The organism is Pseudoalteromonas sp. ABV4_021 (genome assembly GCF_056159365.1).
This window is the reverse complement of sequence record NZ_JBSWVB010000001.1, coordinates 2,338,437-2,358,199: the sequence shown is the minus strand read 5'-3', so window position 1 is coordinate 2,358,199 and position 19,763 is coordinate 2,338,437. Positions and strand designations below refer to the sequence as shown.

The 19,763-nt window shown below is 41.9% G+C and carries 16 protein-coding genes; 6 read left to right on the top strand and 10 right to left on the bottom strand.

The annotated features are described in order from the left end of the window. Positions 1–9: 9 nt before the first annotated feature. Genes ACXAFE_RS10965 through ACXAFE_RS10945 form a run of 5 tightly spaced genes read right to left on the bottom strand, consistent with a single transcriptional unit; the run spans position 10 to position 3,994 of the window. Entirely contained in the window at positions 10–591 is a 582-nt protein-coding gene (locus ACXAFE_RS10965; RefSeq protein WP_475152307.1) for a hypothetical protein, read from the bottom strand. Further along, positions 591–1,676 carry a beta-ketoacyl synthase N-terminal-like domain-containing protein gene (locus ACXAFE_RS10960; protein ID WP_475152304.1) on the bottom strand — a complete coding sequence of 362 codons (1,086 nt, stop codon included), beginning with the start codon at positions 1,674–1,676 and terminating at the stop codon, positions 591–593. Before ACXAFE_RS10960 ends, ACXAFE_RS10965 begins: the two co-directional genes overlap by 1 nt. Then, entirely contained in the window at positions 1,669–1,950 is a 282-nt protein-coding gene (locus ACXAFE_RS10955) for a phosphopantetheine-binding protein (protein ID WP_010561839.1), read from the bottom strand. Before ACXAFE_RS10955 ends, ACXAFE_RS10960 begins: the two co-directional genes overlap by 8 nt. After that, positions 1,941–3,092, bottom strand: coding sequence for an ABC transporter permease (locus ACXAFE_RS10950; RefSeq protein ID WP_475152301.1), 1,152 nt, complete (start codon positions 3,090–3,092; stop codon positions 1,941–1,943). The genes ACXAFE_RS10955 and ACXAFE_RS10950 overlap by 10 nt, the downstream gene beginning before the upstream one ends. Then, a complete protein-coding gene (locus tag ACXAFE_RS10945; protein WP_475152299.1) occupies positions 3,089–3,994 on the bottom strand; it encodes an ABC transporter ATP-binding protein in 906 nt (301 codons plus the stop codon). The genes ACXAFE_RS10950 and ACXAFE_RS10945 overlap by 4 nt, the downstream gene beginning before the upstream one ends. 257 nt (positions 3,995–4,251) lie before the next feature. Between ACXAFE_RS10945 and prfC the strand changes: the two genes are divergently transcribed. After that, entirely contained in the window at positions 4,252–5,835 is a 1,584-nt protein-coding gene (prfC, locus tag ACXAFE_RS10940) for a peptide chain release factor 3 (RefSeq protein WP_054980344.1), read from the top strand. 432 nt (positions 5,836–6,267) lie between these two features. After that, positions 6,268–8,010, top strand: coding sequence for an arginine--tRNA ligase (gene argS, locus ACXAFE_RS10935; protein WP_475152295.1), 1,743 nt, complete (start codon positions 6,268–6,270; stop codon positions 8,008–8,010). A 904-nt stretch (positions 8,011–8,914) separates the two neighbouring features. Here argS and ACXAFE_RS10930 read toward each other — a convergent pair. After that, positions 8,915–9,718, bottom strand: coding sequence for a DUF2971 domain-containing protein (locus ACXAFE_RS10930; protein WP_475152293.1), 804 nt, complete (start codon positions 9,716–9,718; stop codon positions 8,915–8,917). Between the two features lie 513 nt (positions 9,719–10,231). On the opposite strand from ACXAFE_RS10930, the gene pdxH reads away from it, so the two are divergent. Both pdxH and ACXAFE_RS10920 read left to right on the top strand, forming a co-directional pair. After that, on the top strand, positions 10,232–10,867 hold the full coding sequence (pdxH, locus tag ACXAFE_RS10925) for a pyridoxamine 5'-phosphate oxidase (protein ID WP_475152290.1): 636 nt from the start codon (positions 10,232–10,234) through the stop codon (positions 10,865–10,867). A gap of 1 nt (position 10,868) precedes the next feature. Next, positions 10,869–11,648 (top strand): TatD family hydrolase, encoded by a 780-nt coding sequence (locus ACXAFE_RS10920; protein ID WP_475152288.1) that lies wholly within the window; start codon positions 10,869–10,871, stop codon positions 11,646–11,648. Here ACXAFE_RS10920 and ACXAFE_RS10915 read toward each other — a convergent pair. Beyond that, positions 11,615–12,232, bottom strand: a complete 618-nt coding sequence (locus tag ACXAFE_RS10915) for an AhpA/YtjB family protein (RefSeq protein WP_475152286.1) — start codon at positions 12,230–12,232, stop codon at positions 11,615–11,617. The genes ACXAFE_RS10920 and ACXAFE_RS10915 overlap by 34 nt on opposite strands. 83 nt (positions 12,233–12,315) lie before the next feature. Between ACXAFE_RS10915 and serB the strand changes: the two genes are divergently transcribed. Continuing rightward, positions 12,316–13,287, top strand: coding sequence for a phosphoserine phosphatase SerB (gene serB, locus ACXAFE_RS10910; RefSeq protein ID WP_475153606.1), 972 nt, complete (start codon positions 12,316–12,318; stop codon positions 13,285–13,287). 380 nt (positions 13,288–13,667) lie between these two features. Here the strand turns inward: serB and ACXAFE_RS10905 are convergent, their stop codons facing one another. Then, positions 13,668–16,199: a PilZ domain-containing protein gene (locus ACXAFE_RS10905; RefSeq protein WP_475152283.1), complete on the bottom strand. Its 2,532-nt coding sequence runs from the start codon at positions 16,197–16,199 to the stop codon at positions 13,668–13,670. Between the two features lie 205 nt (positions 16,200–16,404). On the opposite strand from ACXAFE_RS10905, the gene radA reads away from it, so the two are divergent. Continuing rightward, on the top strand, positions 16,405–17,778 hold the full coding sequence (radA, locus tag ACXAFE_RS10900) for a DNA repair protein RadA (protein ID WP_054980692.1): 1,374 nt from the start codon (positions 16,405–16,407) through the stop codon (positions 17,776–17,778). 78 nt (positions 17,779–17,856) lie between these two features. On the opposite strand, the gene serA is transcribed toward radA, so the two are convergent. Both serA and rpiA read right to left on the bottom strand, forming a co-directional pair. Further along, entirely contained in the window at positions 17,857–19,086 is a 1,230-nt protein-coding gene (gene serA / locus ACXAFE_RS10895) for a phosphoglycerate dehydrogenase (RefSeq protein ID WP_010561826.1), read from the bottom strand. Between the two features lie 15 nt (positions 19,087–19,101). Next, positions 19,102–19,758: a ribose-5-phosphate isomerase RpiA gene (rpiA, locus tag ACXAFE_RS10890; protein WP_010561825.1), complete on the bottom strand. Its 657-nt coding sequence runs from the start codon at positions 19,756–19,758 to the stop codon at positions 19,102–19,104. Positions 19,759–19,763: the final 5 nt, after the last annotated feature.

Below are 19,763 nucleotides of genomic sequence, written 5' to 3'. Positions count from 1 at the left end.
TAGAATGAGTTAGTTCACCACAAATGGTGTTTTCGCACCAGCATCCAATTGAGCGATTAGTTCGTGCGCATTTACATCTGTTGTTTGCTGCGGTGCTAATTCAACTAAAAGCGCGTAACAGCGGCGCGTTTTTTCACTTTCTTGCCAAATTACAATAATTGCGGCGTCGGAGTTTTGCTCAGATAAATCCAGTTCAGCCACTAACAACGTTTTACTTAGCTTGTTGTCGGTGCATCCCAAGAACAAATTGGTTGCTTCAAGGTTGAACTGTTTTGCCAAATAGTAATTTGCTGCGTTGCCTACGGTTGCAACAAAATCGAGCGGCTTAAGCGGTGTGCTTTTTGCTAAATCGAGCAGTAAACTTTGCAATAATTCCAATGAAAAATACTGTGCAGCACTAAACAGCGCGTAACGGTTTTCACTATTTAAGCTCGGTGCAATTTGGGCAACCGCTTTCATTGCGGTTAACGTAAAATTATCGAGTCTACGTCCATTAATCGCAAAATCGTGTTTTAATTCTTGGCGCAGTTGCTTATTGGTTTTGTCGCGTGGTTCGTCAACAATCGCGTAGTTAAGTACGTTTAATGTCATCAAGCCACCTCAACAATTAATGCCGCGTTATTACCACCAAAACCACAGTGATTAAGCAATATATGTTGGTAACTTGATAGTGGCTTTGCGTCACTAAACGGCCTTAAAATGGTATCTGTGCTTAGGTATTCTGGCCTTGGTATAGCCAATTGCTGCTGATGTAAGTAGTCCATTAATGCTAATTCTAATACGCCGCATGCCCCTAAGGTGTGACCAGTAAAAGGTTTAAAGGCAAAAATAGGCGCATGTTCAAGCCATTGATTAAATGCGTTTAGCTCAGCCTGATCGTTATTTAAAGTCGCCGTGCCGTGTACTTTTATCAAATCAATTTGTTCAGCATCAAGATTAGCTTTTTTAAGTGCCATTTCAATAATTGCTTGAATATGTACGCCAGATTCTTGTGTCATGGTTAAACTATAGTGATCACAGCCTGAGCCATAACCAATCAATTTTAACTGCGATGGTGAAGTTGTGTGTTTTGCCATAACTAACGCAGCAACGCCTTCACCAAGTACCAACCCAGAGCGATATTCACTAAAGGTACGCAGCCCTTGGCTACTTTGTAAATCGAGTGAATAAAAGCCTTCTACCGTTAGCGGGTTGTAAAATTCACAACCAACAACAATGACATACTGCGCTTTATTTTGGTTTAGCAACTGGTCGGCTAAAATAACCGCGTTAGTGCCCGCAGTGCACGCTGTGTTAATGGTTAGGTGTAAGTCAGAGGTAGCAAATTGCTGCTTTAAATAACCACTTAAGCGGTCGGTATTTGTGAGCCAAATGGTTTGTTCAGGTTTAGCTTCTACCGCACTGACATCTAAGCTGGTTGACCCGAGAATAATCGCTGTATTTGCAAGTTGGTCAGCAGTTAACCCTGCTTTTTTTACAGTATTACCTACAACACTTGAGAGCGATGAAAGAATACGCTTTTCGCTAGTATCAACAGGTAAATCTTGCATTGCAAAAAACGGCACGTCAATTTGCTCTGCCGTTTTGACTGTTTGAAACTGCGCCGTTGAAAAGTGTAATTCATTGCCGCGTCCACAGGCTGACCATGAATCAGAAGCAATAATATAACTAGGCAAGGTCTTTACTTTTTTCGCGTTCAATAAGTGCAACTATGGTATTTATCGAGTACAGGTCTTTACGACTTTCTTTTGAACTTTCAACACGAATACCAAAGTTTTGTTTGATGATTAAAGCAAGTTGTAGGGCATCAAGTGAATCTAAACCGACTTTAGAGTCATTGCCAAACAGCGGTGCGTCATCTTCGATTTCATGCCATTCTATCTCATCTTCCTTGTCACACTCTTCAACAATAAGCTGTTTAAGTTTGTTTTTTAATTCTTCTATTTCCATTGTAATTTCCTAACTTTTAACTCGAATAGCCACAGTGCCAATACACCACAAATCACTGAAAAGATTATTAAAGGTAGGGCAGTGGTTAAGCTGAGTACGTCCGAGTCTGAGATAAATAAATTTTTAAGTCCTGATTGCGCCCAGTGCATAGGCGAAAGTTGCGCTATAGTTTGCATCGCCTTGGGCATGATGTCTAGAGGCACCATTAAGCCACTAATCGCCGCAAGTAAAATGTTAGTGCCGCCGCCTATTACAATCGCTTGTTCATGGCTTTTTATTTGGCTTGCTATAACTGCGCCAAAGGTCACGGCCGTGGCACAGGTTACGGCTAATAAAGGAAGGGCGGGCACGAGCTGCACTATATTAAGGCTAGGCGCATCGACCAATTTAGGTATAACCGTAAAGCCAATAATCATCAGCACAATCGCTTGCGTGAAGCTGACTAAATAAAACGCCAATAGTTTGGCCGAAAAATATGCGGTATTTGAAATTGGAAAGGTGGTTACACGTAATAACGTACCGTTTTGGCTTTCACTAATAAGCGTAATTGAAATCGGCAAAACAATAAAAAACACACCAAATACTAACCAGGATGGAATACTGTGTTGTACTGCTTGGTAGTTTTCTTCGCGCTTAAACGACACCAACTTTAATTGGTTGGTTTGCTCGCTCACTTGTGACATTTGCTCTGCAAGCGGCATGGACTCAGATAATTGCCCAGCATCGAGTAAGTAAATATGGAGCTTTACTTTCGCCAAAGCAATTTGCAAATGTTGCTTTGCTAAGCTGGTCATCTGAGGTGATAAGCTAGTTGCATGGCTAAAAGTGATCACTGAATTTGCCTGATCAGCAAATAGGGCGCTTTCAAAGCCTGTGGCAAGCTCAAGCGTAACATCGGCTTGTTGGTTTATATCTTGGCTAAATCCCACATCACTTAAATAGGCTTTGAGCAGCGATTCTGCCAAATTGCTATCCTGCTGGGTGATGTTTAAATTAATTGATTTAGTTAAATCTTCCGCTTTATTACTCAGTGCAAATGTCATAATCAACATAAAGCTAATCGGCATTAAAAAGAGCACAGCTAGGCTATGTAAGTCGCTAAAAATAAGCCGGAATTCTTTAATGATACTCGCTTTAATCATAGTTCTGTAAACAGCTCTTTATAGTAGTTTTCGAGGTGCAGTGTTGAATAATTGATTTCACTAATAGGCGGTAATGAAACCTGGCTAAGCTGTGCGAGCAAAGCAAGCGGTTCTTTACACGGGCTTATTTCAATTTGGTTTGGTGAGTTTACTTGTGTATTTGGTAATAACGCAGTAATGCCTGCGATGGCGTTGTCGCACAATGCACTTTCAAAGCTAATTTGCAGTGGCGCGTTTTCGCTGTGAGCTTTTATATGAATCAGTTCACCGCGTTTTAAACCATAAATGGTATCGCAAATTTGCTCTACTTCGGTAAGTAAGTGCGAGGTGTAAATAATGGTTGTGCCTTGCTGTTTTAATGTGGCAAGCAGCTGCATAATCAGCTCACGAGAAACTGGATCAATTCCTACCGTTGGCTCATCTAAAATCAATACGCGAGGCTGTTTTAACAGCGCAATTGCCAAGTTTAAACGGCGTTTATAGCCACCTGATAAATTATCGGCGTTTTTGCTGCTTACGTGACTAAGTTGACATTGGGCTAAGGTGTTTGTAACTAACTCATCGCAGTTATTCGTTTTTAGCAAACTGGCAAAATACGCTAAATTTTGCTGAACCGTAAGGCGCTCATAAAAAGCGTATTCTTGCGGAACAAGTGCCAGCTGTTGTTTGATAAATTGTCGTGGTGTGGCGTTATCGCCATAGCAAACAGAACCTGTTTGAGCACTGAGTAAGCCAGTAATAATCGAGATTAAGGTCGATTTTCCTGCACCATTTGGGCCAATTAAACCAACGCATTCACCTGGCTTTATCGCAAGAGAAAGATTATTAAGCGTATCGACATCATTACTTTTGTATCGAAAACTGAGTTGCTGCAGTTTAATAATGAAGTCGTGATCTGGCACTTACGTTCTCCCTTGCCATATATGGATATCAATTCAATATGCGTGGTTAAATTCAAAGAAAACCAACATATTAGACATAGTTGAGCATTCTAACATGAGGATTTCTTGCGAAGACAGTAATTTTTTAATGGCACAGTGATGCACGTAAACGAAAAAATCCTACTTATTCACGCTGCTTTAATTGCTATTAAAGTAGTGAAACAGGTATAATTTCGCCCCATTTTTAACCTTGAATTTTAAGCGATTGGCGGGTATTCATGTCCAGTATTTCAACTGAAGTTGGCAAACGTCGCACCTTTGCGATTATCTCCCACCCGGATGCGGGTAAAACAACCATTACTGAAAAGGTACTTCTTTTCGGACAAGCTCTGCAAAAAGCAGGTACAGTAAAAGGTCGTGGTTCGAATCAACATGCTAAATCAGACTGGATGGAAATGGAAAAAGAGCGTGGTATCTCAGTTACTACCTCTGTAATGCAATTCCCGTACAATGACTGTTTGGTAAACCTACTGGATACCCCAGGACACGAAGACTTCTCGGAAGATACGTACCGTACACTCACCGCGGTTGACTCGTGCCTAATGGTAATTGACGCTGCGAAAGGTGTAGAAGACCGTACCCGTAAGCTTATGGAAGTAACGCGTCTTCGTGATACGCCAATTGTTACCTTTATGAACAAACTCGACCGTGATATCCGTGACCCAATGGAAGTAATGGACGAAGTTGAAAGTGAGCTAAACATCGCGTGTGCTCCGGTTACCTGGCCAATTGGCTGTGGTAAAGAGTTTAAAGGTGTTTACCATATTCATCGTGATGAAACGATTTTGTACCAAACAGGTCAAGGTCACACAATTCAAGACGTGCGTATTGTTAAAGGGTTAGATAACCCAGAGCTTGACGCAGCAGTGGGTGAAGAACTGGCTGAATTACTACGTGAAGAACTTGAACTAGTAGTAGGTGCGTCGCACGAATTTGACCAAGAGCTTTTCTTGGCTGGTGAATTAACACCGGTATTTTTTGGTACTGCACTTGGTAACTTTGGTGTTGACCATATGCTTGACGGTTTAACAAAGTGGGCACCAGCGCCACAGCCGCGTCAAACTGATGACCGCCTCGTTACTGCTGACGAAGAAAAGTTCTCAGGCTTTGTTTTTAAAATTCAAGCAAACATGGATCCGAAACACCGTGACCGTATTGCCTTTATGCGCATTGTATCGGGCAAGTATGAGCAAGGTATGAAGATGGACCATGTGCGCATTGGTAAAAAGGTCAGCATCTCAGATGCGGTAACCTTTATGGCCGGTGACCGTGAGCGTGCAGCAGAAGCGTACGCAGGTGACATTATTGGTCTTCATAACCACGGTACGATTCAAATTGGTGACACCTTCACGCAAGGTGAAAAAATTAAGTTCAGCGGTATTCCAAACTTTGCGCCAGAATTATTCCGTCGTATTCGCTTACGCGATCCGCTTAAGCAAAAACAGCTACTTAAAGGCCTTATCCAGCTTTCGGAAGAAGGTGCGGTACAGGTATTTAGACCGCTACAAAATAACGACCTTATCGTAGGTGCGGTAGGTGTACTTCAGTTTGACGTCGTTGTAGCGCGCTTAAAAGCAGAGTACAACGTAGATGCCATGTACGAAAGCGTAAGTGTTGCAACAGCGCGCTGGGTAACCTGTGATGATGTTAAAAAGCTAGAAGAGTTCCGCCGTAAGTGCGAAGTAAACCTAGCACTTGATGGTGGTGATAACCTAACTTATATTGCGCCAACACGTGTTAACTTAAACTTGTCGCAAGAGCGTTATCCAGAGGTTGAGTTCCACCAGACGCGTGAACACTAATCGGCTTATTATCAAAGTGTTGTAACTTTATTGCCGTCAGTTTTGGCATTAGTCATTTAGCGGACTAAACTCCTAACGCCCAAAACTTCGGCGGCTGCGTTACAACAATTGATAAATTGCCGATGGAAAGAAGAGTGATAGCGTCATTGCTATCGTATTTTTCGTTAGTCATTTAGCGGACTAAACTCCTAGCGAAAAATACTCTGCGGCTTTGCTCTCGCTGCATTTATTTAGTAAAAAGTGAAGATATGATGGGTGATTGATAAATTGCCGATGGAAAGGTTAAGTACTTGGCTCTCGCAGCATTTATTTAGTAAAAGAGTTAAGTTACATTGATAAGCTGATGTGTGGTGTTATCAGTTTTAAAAACGAATAAAAATGACATGGCTTGGTTGAGATTACTCCTAAGCGGTGTGTAACAGGAAATAGACAATGAATATTCGTCAGATATTAGTAGAAAAAGCGGTTGCAGCCATGGTTGCAGCAGGCTTACCTGAAGATACCAACCCAGCGGTAACGCAAAGCACGCGCCCGCAGTTTGGTGATTATCAAATTAATGGTGCAATGGGCGCTGCGAAAAAGTTAAAAACGAATCCGCGTGAACTTGCACAAAAAATTATCGACAACTTAGATGTTAGCGATATTGCTTCGCAAACTGAAATTGCCGGCCCAGGCTTTATTAATATTCACTTAAAGCCAGAGTTTTTAGCTGACACACTTTCATCTGCAAACCAAGATGAAAAATTGGGTGTAGCTGAGCATGCTAACGCACAAAACGTGGTGGTAGATTACTCGTCGCCAAACCTTGCAAAGGAAATGCACGTTGGTCATTTACGCTCAACCATTATCGGTGATGCAGTGGTACGCGCACTTGAGTTCCGTGGCGACTCCGTTACCCGTCAAAACCACGTTGGTGACTGGGGTACGCAATTTGGTATGTTGATTGCGCACCTAGAAGACTTACTTAACCAAGGTGTTGATCTTGAGTCAGTTGCCTTAGCTGATTTAGAAACCTTCTACCGCGATGCGAAAAAACGCTTCGATGATGAAGACGGCTTTGCTGATAAAGCACGTGACTACGTAGTGAAACTACAAGGCGGCGATGCACACTGTGAAAAGCTGTGGAAACTGTTTATTGATACCTCAGTAAAACATTCTGAAGAAGTGTACGCAAAGCTAAACGTTACCCTTAAGCCTGAAGATATTAAAGCTGAAAGTGCATACAACGATGCGCTGCAAGGTGTTATTTCTTTACTTAAAGAGAAAGGCATTGCTGTTGAAGACCAGGGTGCACAAGTTGTATTCCTTGATGAATTGGCAAATAAAGATGGTGAACCATCAGTCTTTATCGTGCAAAAATCAGGGGGTGGCTTCTTGTATGCCACTACCGACTTAGCAGCGTGTGATTACCGTTCTAATAAACTAGGCGCAGACCGTATTTTAATCTTTGTAGATGCGCGTCAAAGCCTGCACTTCAATCAAGTTGAATTAACAGCACGTAAAGCAGGCCTTTTACGTGACGAAACAACCTACGAGTTCTGCCCATTTGGCACCATGATGGGTGAAGATGGCAAGCCATTTAAAACCCGTACTGGTGGTACAGTAAAACTTGCTGAATTACTTGAAGAAGCAGTAAGTCGTGCAACAGATAAACTAGCAGAACGCGAATCAGACCTAAGCGCTGAAGAACGCGCTGAAATCGCTCGTAAAGTAGGTATTGGTGCTGTGAAATATGCGGATCTTTCTAAGAACCGTACCAGCGATTATATCTTTAACTGGGATACTATGCTGAGCTTTGAAGGTGCAACAGCACCTTACTTACAGTATGCCTACACGCGTGTACGCAGTATCTTCCGAAAAGCTGGTATTGACGCTGCAAGCTTAAATGCACCAATCTCAATTGTTGAAGCGCAAGAAAAAGCGTTAGCAATCAAACTAATCCAGTTTGAAGAAGTGCTAGATCAAATGATTGCTGAGGCGACGCCGCACGTTTTATGTAGCTATTTATATGAACTAGCAAGCCTATACATGAGCTTCTACGAAGCATGCCCGGTACTAAAAGACGGTGTTGAGCCAGCAACTAAAGAAAGCCGCTTAATGCTGTGTAATTTAGTGGCGAAGACGTTGGCTAAGGGTCTGGATTTACTAGGTATCGAAGTCATGGAGCAAATGTAATTTGCTTCCTATTTCGCATTAATACTGCGTCAGGTTTTTAATCTACCCCAATCACATAGCAGGCTATGCTCATGGGGATAGATTAAAAACCTTCCTTGTCTAAATGCAAACTAGTTTGCAAATGGCATTGATACTTCTCACTTATTTGTAGAACTTTGCTTCCTATTTCGCATTAATACTGCGTCAGGTTTTTAATCTACCTCAATCACATAGCGTACTATGCTCATGAGGTTAGATTAGCTCTTATTTACAATATGCTTCCTTGTCTAAATGCAAACTAGTTTGCAAATAGCATTGATATTTCTTTTCTTTGATTTCCGAATCACATACTAAAGTATGCTCAGCGGCTAAAAAGCTTACTTTTTATTTAAAAGTAAGGCCTTGTCAATTTCTCGCCTATTTGTAAGACTTTGCTTCCTATACATCGTTTTAGCTTTTGAGTTTACCATTGACTCTAAAGTCATTCTGAAACATGGTTGTCGCGCTGGCGACAGCAGCCAAAAGGGGGCTAACGCCGGCCCCCCTTTGGATTCCCCCGACGCCCAAAAATCAAACAATTCTTCATCTATCACTTAAATGTGAACATAAACGCCATGAATCGGCACGCTAAACATCCCTGTACGCTTTCCAGCTCGAAGTCCTTTTCTCGCGTTCATAGCTAGCCGAACTTCGTTCGTCTCAAGACGCTATTCACCCATGCCTACATGACTTACTCGACTCGCTACGCTTCCTGTCTCGTATTATTCATTTAAGCGATTGTTTCAGGCTTGATTTAATAGGGGTGAGCGATATTACAATTTCACAAAATATTAGATGTAAAAAGCAAATAACTCCTGATGATAAAAATTCAGGCAATTTTGACATATAAAAGTAGAAGAGCTGAGTAAATTACCCGAATGCAGCCTCATCTGTAAGATGCATCTGATAGCTTTATGTTATTGGGGGAAATGTTGTACCCAATAGATTGAAGCTGATGGACTAACAAGTTTATATTGTCCCTGTAAGGGTTTTTAGGGCCTAGGGTTATAGATTCTACCGCGGTTGGTTTGAACGGGGCTTCTAGATAGCTAGTTAATACTTTTCCACTTGTTCTAAGTTTTATTTCCTTAGAGCTAATTTCCGATAGACCAACTAGCCTAATTTCTTTTTCCTCTCTAAAACCGTTATTCTTTATATAGGGGAAAATGTTTATATCTACAGTATGAATTTTAGTAAAATTCTGCACTATATGATTCAAATTCTCATTGGTTATATGTTTTCCTTTAGGAGTATTTATGTTTTTAGAGGCTTCCAAGTATTCTTTAAGTTTTTTTATAATATCTTCGTCTTCATAAATGCACAGGTTGTAATTTAAGCTGCCTTCAGAGTCTGCTGTGACCTTTTCTAAGTTAAACCCTATGTTGAACCCATAGCCATCATCACCATAAGCCCTCCATTGACTTAGTGTGTCACGTTCTTTTGAAAAACTAGCTATATGATAACTTTTTTCATTTGGAGCTATTGCCTTGTCAATTTTACGCTCAAGAATTGAGAGTTCCCCTTTGGTGTATAGACAGTTTTGTTCTTCATTTTTCAGCTTAGTAATATATTTTTTAAAGATGGATACTTCTAAATAATCATTCATGCTTGATATGTGGGATAACCATATTTTTCTGTTGGCTAATATGTTTAAAAAAGCGTTGACGTCTGTATAGTGAAAACCAATCATTTGAGATTTCTTTTGTAATAATTTCTTCTAATTTAACTTATTAAGTTATCGACATACAAATATTGTTGACCAAACTCCTTTCTTTACCTGTCTGTTGAAAGTTGGAGGACTTACCTGCCTATACACAGAAGTATTTAGGTCACTCCCTCACCCATTAATCAAACCTGAAAATACAATTTAAATGAATAATGCGAGACAGGGAGCGCAGCGGTCGAGCAAGCCATGCTGAGGCATGGATGCCGATTCATGGCGTTTATGTTCACATTTAAAGTGTGTTTGAAGAATCAGTTTGATTTTGGGGCGCCGAGGGATTCCAAAGGGAGGCCGGCGCATGCCGCCCTTTGGCTGTCGTCGCCAGCGCGACAAATATGCTGTCAAGATGAAGATACTGAGCACTTTGGCAACTATCTAACCCCAACCCTTTATTTTAAATCAACTATATAACCAATCTTTATTGGTATTTCGCACGTATCTGTTTACCATAAGCTTATACAATATCTTTTGGAAAAGATGATGAAAATTGATGATATTCGCCGTGAGTATTTAAAGGATGGTTTGTCTAAAGAGAAGCTATTAGATAACCCAATTGAGCAGTTTGAATCGTGGTTGCAATTAGCTGTAGACGCTAAGCTGGATGACCCAACAGCCATGGTTGTAGCAACGGTAGATAGCAATGGCCAGCCGTCACAGCGCATTGTGTTACTAAAAGATGTGAATCCAAATGGTTTTGTCTTTTTCACCAATACCGAGTCGCGCAAGGCGCAGGAAATTGCGGGCAATAACAAGGTGAGTTTGCATTTTCCTTGGCATAGTTTAGAGCGCCAAGTGATTGTTTATGGAACGGCAAAACCCTTATCCAATTTGGCGGTGACTAAGTACTTTTTATCGCGCCCTAAAGAGAGTCAACTTGCGGCGTGGGCATCGGCGCAAAGTCGCCCTGTTTCATCGCGTAAAGTGCTAATGGAAAAATTCCAGCAAATTAAAAATAAGTTTAGTGAAGGCGAAGTGCCATTGCCGTCATTTTGGGGTGGTTACTGCATTGAACCGCATCAAATTGAGTTTTGGCAAGGTGGGGCAAACCGTTTGCACGACCGCTTTATGTATAAACTTGAAGATGGCGTGTGGACTAAGCAGCGCTTAAATCCATAATATGGCGTTTTTTGATACGCACTGTCATATCGACTTTGATGAGTTTGAAAATGACCGTGACAAGGTGTTAGCAGATGCGGCGCACTTTAATGTGTCGCACATGCTGGTACCGGGCGTAACGCTTGCACAAAGCGGCAAGCTACTTTCCTTTGAAAATACCCAAGGCATTACGTTTTACAAAGCTCTTGGGTTACACCCATATTTTTTAAGTGAGCATCAACAGGGTGATTTTGAGCGCCTTGCAGCGCTTGCCAAAAGTCATCGCGAGTCATTGGTTGCGATAGGCGAGTGCGGTATCGATCGCAGTATCGACAAGCTCGATTACCAACAGCAGCTTTTTCTACAGCATATTGAGCTTGCTAATCAGTTGTCATTGCCGCTGGTGGTGCATCATCGTAAAAGTCATGACTTAATTGCCGAAGCGTTTAAAACGCTAAAACCAAAATGTGGCGGTATTATTCACGCGTTTAGTGGTTCTGCGCAGGTGGCTAATTACTATGTTGAGCAAGGTTTTAAGTTAGGCGTAGGCGGCACAATTACCTACGCGCGTGCGCAAAAAACACGTGATGTGATTGCTAGTATGCCGATTGAAAACTTAGTGCTAGAAACCGATGCACCTTCAATGCCGCTTTATGGCTTTCAAGGGGAACGCAATACACCGTCGCAGATAACGCGCGTATTTGATGAGTTGTGCGAATTAAAAGGTATCGAGACGCAAAGCGCCCGAATAATGCTTGCCGAGCAGCTTTACTCTTCGTCTTGCTCAGTATTACGAATATAGCGTTTAACCTGCCAGCGCTTAATTTTACGCGCTAATACCCAAGTTAATACCACACTTAAAATCAACATAAGGGCAATTTGCTTGCTTACTTCATGCAGATAATCATGGCCGTCGCGGATGGCGGCCGGAAAAGTATAGGTAAGTCTAACAAAGCCAACACGTTCACCCTCAACAAACACATCATCAATAATCGGTGTCGCTAGTTTAGATAAACCGGGTAAGGCATTTGGGGTTTTTAATAAATCTTGATAAGACGCCGCAAAATCGCTTTGCGACAGTAAATTACCAAACTTATCAAACACCGCAGCAGTTTGAATAAATTCATCTTGTGCAAAGTTATTAACTAGGTGTGTTAATGCTTGGGTATCTTGATCTTTGATGGCAAATCGTGCACTTAATGCCAACTGCTGAGCTAGCCCTTGCGCTGTGGTTTGGCTTTGATTGTTAAGTATTTGGTGGCCTTTAAAGCTAGTGTTAAAACCAATATGGGTAAGCGCAATAAAGCATATCGCAGCAATCATTAAGCGCGATATTCTTTGGTATGTTGAGGCGAAAGCCGGATTGCGGTCTTGGTTTTTTTTCATTTTGCTCAATGCCTTTTGGACAGTGTGCTTTTTTCTTGGTTAAATTGCAACAACACATAAGTCGAGTAGTGAGCGTGTCACATATGTTTGAAAGTATGGTGCAGTTTGAGCAGTTTTTCTCAAACTTAGAGAATAATAAATGGCATTCAGTTGCAGAGCCCTTTGAGCCAAGTGAAACATGTTTTGTTTTGCTTTCTACATTGCAGTCACAGCTTGAACCAAGCAACGCGTTATTAACCTCGCTTTCAGCGTTGCCTGTGGCAGCGGTTGCAAAAATTGCACCTCACCCAGACTTACCCAGTGCGTTGGGTTTAAAAGTTAGCGTAAATGTAGCAGCTGTAAAAAAACAGCTGAATGACTTTTTGGCGCCAAATCAAGCGTTAGAAGTTAATGTATTTGCAAATGCACCAACAATTAACCAACCTGGTTTGTTAGTCATGGACATGGACTCAACCGCTATTCAAATTGAATGCATCGATGAAATTGCCCGTTTAGCCAATGTGTATGACGAAGTGGCCAGTGTGACACGCCAAGCAATGCAAGGGGCGTTACCCTTCTCAGAAAGCCTGCGAAAACGCGTTGCAAAATTAGAAGGTGTGTCGCTCGAGTTAATGGCAGAGCTTAAAGATAACCTACCGCTAATGCCGGGCGTAAAAGCACTGTGTCAGCATTTAAAAGCGAACGGATGGACGCTTGCCATTGCATCAGGCGGTTTTATTCCATTTGCTGAGCGTGTGCAAACATTACTTGAACTTGATGCGATTCACGCTAATACCTTAGAAGATAATGGCAAAACGCTTACCGGTAAGGTGTTGGGCACAATTGTTGATGCCGACGAAAAAGCACGTTTTTTAACGCAATATGCCAAAGAGCTTAATATTGATAAGTCGCAAACCATGGCAATGGGCGACGGTGCAAACGACTTGGTGATGATGGCGGCAAGTGGCCTTGGGGTTGCGGTTCATGGTAAGCCTCTTGTTGCTGAGACGGCAGATGTGGCCGTTAATTTTGGCAGTTTGTTGCAGGTGCTTTATTTTATTAGTTTGCCTGAATAAATAAGCGAAACGCGGCCTGATTTAGTGTTACTAATTCAGGCTAAAGATAAAAGACAGTGCTTTATTAGGGGCTGTTGACCTTTTAAGTTCGTTTTTGCAGCAGTTTGATTGGGTTTTATACAAGGCAGGGGCTGCGTGGCATAGTTATTCTATGTGAGTCAGCCGATAACACAGTAGAAAAGCCAATCAAGCGCTACCGAACGGTTCTTTTGAGCGCACTTTTCTCATTGTTGCCTATATGGATGTAGGTAAGGGGCGTGAGCAGGACGCGGAAGCTTTGCTCGATATTCGCTTAGATTACTAGGCCACACATCGAGCGTCGCGATAAAAGCACGCTCAAACAGAACAAAAATAGAACAGCAAAGATCAATAGACCCTAATTACTCAAATAAATTGCTTAATTGGTATTGCGCTGTTTTAGACCAAAGCACTTTGCGCTTATTAAGGTTGCTTTGCACGTCTGGCGCAATGGCATAACGGGTTAAAACTTCCTGTGTGATATCAAGCGCATCACCTACACCAATAACCGACCACAACTCTTCTTCTAAATCTTTTGCTTTGTGCTGCGCATATTGGCTGATATAACCTAACTCTTTGGCAATATAATCGGTATCTGGTCGGCCAGTACGCGAAATATATAAGCGAAAGGCAAAGAACAGATCTTCTCTAACACTCGCCGCAACAAAGGTTTTACGGTTATTAACTTGTTTGCAATCAAGTAATTCAGTAACCAATGCTTTGTCGGGATCGCGCTCTTTTGGCTGTAAGCGAACAAATAAATCAAATTGCAGCGGCGCATCATGACGTGCCATATCTTTAAGCGGTGCGCCAATTAAATTATCAAACGCGTTATGCTTAATTAAATGCTTGAACTCAAAGTTCTTAGTTAAGCTGGCCATATGGCTTAGCAATAAGTGACAGCTGCTTGGGTAAAGGCCTTTCGCAATGGCGCCAACTTTGATTTGAGAGCCGCGTTTGTGCAAATAAAACGGAAACTGGCAGACATTTTTCGTCACCATATTACGCAGAGCGGTCGAAAGCCCCGGCGTTTTGGGTGACTCTTCTGAAGCAACAAGCTTTGATTTATTGTTTTCAATCAACTGATTAAAAAAGCGTGAGCCTTGATGCTCCATATCGGTAGTTGGTTTATAGGTGCGTAAATTTACAACTGTTTTGGTTTTACTAACCGCCATTACTTCATAGGCTAATTTACTCAGCTGGTATTTTTTAGTTAGCTTTTGTAATTCAGGCAGTGCGACTAGCAGTAAATCGCCTTTTTCATAATCGGTAGGGGCGGCAAGTTCAAGCTGCAAACCATTTACCGAGAAATCCAACGTGTGACCTGTTAGCTCGCCTTTTTCTTCTTGTTCTAACTGAATGGGTGTTTTGTATAAATAACGTGTTTCGTTGCGCAAGTTAATATAATCAAGTGCTACAAACTCAACATCTGGGTAGCTGCGTAGTTTTTGATGGCCATATTGTTTTAAGTGATTTACATGACTTTTATCAAATGTAATTTTCTTTAACGTATCGCTTGACGATGCACTGGTGATGTCGGTTAACAACAACAAATATTTCGTATCTTTTACGATGCCTTGCACACGCGGAGAAGGTGGTTTATTGAGCTTAGCAACTTCGCTACTAGCACTATCTGGCAGTGATAAAGGAATATAACTGTCTTCGCTTGAGCAGGGCATTAACTGTACATTGAATACCCTAAAGCTTGGCTTTTGGCTGGCAAAGCCCCAAAATAAATCACGTAAATTTGGCGTGTTATTTAGCTCACTTTCGCTTGCTGAATAATAGAAAATCTTACCATTATTAGTATGTGTAAAGCAGTATAAATTGGTTTGCTTAACATCACCTGGCGTGTTTTGTAATTGGTTAATGCGGGCTGAATTTAATATTTGTGGCAGTACTGAGTTGCGATTTTCATCATTAAAATAGCGTGCAACATTTAAATTGTTTTCGTTAGACAGCACTATATTCGGAATAACGCGCGCATCTTTTACGCTTAAAAATACAAACAATGATGCAACACGTGGCAAGTAATATTGCTCATAACCTTTTACAACAACAGCATCAAGGGTGTTATCTAGATTCACTTTATAACGGCGCTTATTGCCGTGAATAAAGCTTTTTAAAAAGTCATCTATGGTTTTATTGTCATCGCTGAAGGTGCGTTTCATGCGTACATGATTCAGCTCTGCATTAACCGACTCTACGGCAACCACTTCGTATTCTAAACCGTTTTTAAGCCCTAACTCAAAATCTTGCTCTAAACCCATTAGGCGCATACGAATGGCTTCGCCTTTACGTACTTGGTAGCGCGAATAGAGTTTTACTTTACAACCACTGACGGAAATATCCGACGTAGATGCTTCAATTTCGCTGCCTGAGGGTAAAAACAGTTTTACTTTAATTGAGTAATTCATGCGTTCTTCCGAACGCGACTCGTATGAGGCAAAAGATACCCAATTGACGCTGGGCGTTTCTTCTTTTTGCTCGCTACTGCCAACCGGTTGAGGGGCAAGTTCGCCACGCTCTTGCGCTTTGCGCTGCATTACTTTGTGGTTGTTTTCGGTGTTCATTACCGCTTCATAAACGGCAAGAGTGTAACGTTTATAGCGGCGAATTCCTGCCTCAAATACATTGATGGCAATTTCATCCATAAAGTGCTGCTTACCGTTATAGCTGTAGGCGCGCACATCACCGGTTACTTGACCGCGTAAATCAATAAAGCGATTAATTGGCTGAAGCAAACGGTTCATTTCCATTTTTATTAGGAACCGTTCCGAACTGCTTAATGTTTTGGTTTTTTTAGTAAAAATCGCGTCAAAATTAGGGCGTCCCAAGTCGCGCTTGAGTTCTTCAATAAGCGATTGATACTTTATCAATACATCTTCAGCCATAAAAACGGATTGTTCCTTAATTTTTATTATTCTACTTGCTTGAATAGGTTAAGATATCAAACAATTTTAATTTTAGCTTGTCGCATTTAGCGGTGAAGCGTGATTTATTAACTGAAGCAATTACTATACCAGTATCCTAGCAAGAAACATTGATTTAACGAGTGTTAGGTGCATATTGCGTACAAATTTATAAGAGTCGGTTTTTATGGCTAAAAATAAAACTGCATTTGTTTGCAGTGAGTGTGGCGCAGAATTCGCCCGTTGGCAAGGTCAATGTGGTGAATGTAAAGCGTGGAATACGGTGACTGAATTTCGTGTGCCATCCATTAAGCAAACACCAAGAAGTGGTGGCGCAACAGCGGGTTATGCAGGCGCGATTGAAGCTAAGGTGCAAACCTTAGATGAGGTTAATCTTGAGCAGTTGCCACGTTTTACAACAGGTTTTGCAGAATTTGACCGCGTACTGGGTGGCGGTGTGGTGCCGGGTAGTGCAATTTTGATTGGTGGTTCTCCAGGTGCCGGTAAAAGTACCTTGCTACTGCAAACCATGTGTTTGCTCGCACAAAACATGAATACCTTGTACGTTACCGGTGAAGAATCGCTGCAGCAGGTGGCAATGCGAGCGAAACGCCTTGGCTTACCCACCGATAAACTGAAAACCCTGGCTGAAACCAATGTTGAAACTATTTGCCAATTAGCGCTTAGAGAAAAGCCGCAAATTATGGTTATTGACTCAATTCAGGTAATGCATATGGCCGATATTCAGTCGGCGCCGGGCAGCGTATCGCAAGTACGAGAAGGTGCTGCTTATTTAACGCGTTTTGCTAAGCAAAACCAAGTGGCGATTATTATGGTTGGCCATGTTACTAAAGATGGCTCTTTGGCTGGTCCGAAAGTGCTAGAGCATTGTATTGACTGTTCTATTTTACTTGAAGGTAGCAGCGATAGCCGCTTTAGAACGCTGCGTGGCAACAAAAACCGTTTTGGTGCGGTAAATGAATTAGGCGTATTTGCCATGACAGGGCAAGGCTTAAAAGAAGTCAGTAACCCATCGGCTATTTTCTTAAATCGTTCAGACGAGCAAACACCAGGCTCACTGGTAATGGTAATTTGGGAAGGCACGCGACCACTGTTGGTTGAAGTGCAAGCATTGGTAGATTATTCGCAGTTAGGTAACCCAAGGCGCGTTACGGTTGGTCTTGAACAGAACCGCTTGGCGATGTTACTAGCGGTATTGCACCGCCATGGTGGCTTACAAGTATCTGATCAAGATGTATTTGTTAATGTGGTGGGTGGTGTAAAAGTTACAGAAACCAGTGCCGATTTAGCCCTTATCACTGCACTTGTTTCAAGCTTTAAAAATGCCTCACTGGCGCGCGAATTAGTGGTATTTGGTGAAGTAGGCCTTGGCGGTGAAATTCGCCCTGTGCCAAGTGGTGTTGAGCGATTAAAAGAAGCGGCAAAGCATGGCTTTAAACGCGCTATTGTGCCGATAGCTAATAAACCAAAAGAGCAAATTGAAGGCATGGAAGTGATAGGGGTGAGTTCGCTAGCACAAGCGTTAGAAGCACTGTTTTAATTCACTTTGATGTGTGTATTTATAGATACAAAAAAGCAGCGTAATGCTGCTTTTTTTTGTGCTGTTTTAAAGTGACTATTAATGAAGAATACGTGCGCGAATTGTACCGTCGATGGCGCGTAGCTCTTTTAATGCCACTTCTGAATGGTCTGTTTCTACATCAATTACCACATAACCAATGGTTTCGTTTGTTTGCAGGTATTGCGCTGCGATATTAATACCGTGCTGAGTAAATGCTTGGTTAATTTGCGTTAGTACACCCGGTTGGTTGTGGTGAATGTGTAAGAGGCGGCTGCGATTAGCTAGCTCTGGCAACGATACTTCAGGGAAGTTAACAGCCGATACCGTTGAACCGTTGTCTGAGTACTTAGCAAGTTTACCCGCTACTTCCACACCAATATTTTCTTGCGCTTCTTGGGTTGAACCACCAATGTGTGGCGTTAGAATCACGTTATCAAATTCGCGCAGTGGCGAAACAAACTCTTCGTCGTTACCTTTTGGTTCTACCGGAAATACGTCAATAGCTGCACCAGCGATTTTCTTTTCTTGCAAGCTGCTGGCAAGCGCATCAATATCCACTACCGTACCGCGTGACGCGTTGATTAAAATGGCGCCCTGTTTCATAACTTCTAGTTCTGCAGCACCAATTAGGTTTTTGGTTTGTGCCGTTTCTGGTACGTGTAAGCTGATTACATCGGATGTTTGCAATAATTGTGTTAAATTTTGTACTTGCGTAGCATTACCAAGTACCAGCTTATCTTCAATATCGAAGAACTGTACTTTCATGCCGATGTTTTCAGCCATAATGCTTAGCTGTGTACCAATGTGGCCGTAACCGATAATACCTAAAGTTTTACCACGCGCTTCAAATGAACCTGCAGCCGATTTTTGCCATTCACCGCGATGTGCTTTGGCGTTCTTCTCAGGAATACCGCGTAATAGTAGTAGAATTTCACCGAGTACTAGTTCAGCTACTGAACGTGTATTTGAGAACGGAGCGTTGAATACTGGAATGCCAAATTTCTGTGCTGCATCCAGTGACACTTGATTGGTACCAATGCAGAAACAGCCAATCGCAACCAGTTTATCAGCTTGTTCAAGCACAGCTTCAGTTAAGTGAGTACGTGAGCGAATACCAACGAAATGTGCGTCGCGTAAACGCTCAATCAGTTCAGGCTCAGGCAAGGACGTTTTAACATAATCAATATTGGTGTAACCATTACGCTTAAGTGTTTCAACGGCACTTTGGTGCACGCCTTCAAGCAGTAAAATTTTAATTTTGTCTTTTGCTAACGATACCTTGCTCATAACCTTTCCTAAATATTACTTCAGCGTTTTAGGTCCTTGTGGTGTACCTACAATCACTGTGTTTGCGCCGCGCTCGGCAAATAAACCATTGGTTACTACACCAACAATTTGATTTATTTTTTGTTCAGTTTGTTTGGCGTTGTCGATATGCATATTGTGCACGTCTAAAATGACATTGCCGTTATCTGTGATAACGCCTTCGCGATAAACTGGGTCACCACCAAGGTGTACTAATTCTCGCGCTACATAGCTGCGTGCCATTGGAATGACTTCAACCGGTAATGGGAAGTTACCAAGTACATCAACAAGTTTTGTTTCATCAACAATACAAACAAACTGTTTAGCAACTGCTGCCACGATTTTTTCACGTGTTAACGCCGCACCGCCACCTTTGATCATTTCGTTAAGTGAGTTGATTTCATCTGCGCCATCAACATACACACTTAAACTATCAACATCGTTCAATTCGAAAATCTCAATACCGAGTGCTTTTAGCTTTTCAGTTGAGGCTTCTGAACTTGAAACGGCACCGCGAATATCATCTTTAATGCTCGCAAGTGCATCAATAAAGTGGTTTACCGTTGAACCTGTGCCAACACCAACGATGCTGTCTTTTTCAACGTATTCCAGTGCTGCCCATGCAGCTGCTTTTTTCATTTCATCTTGAGTCATAGGTA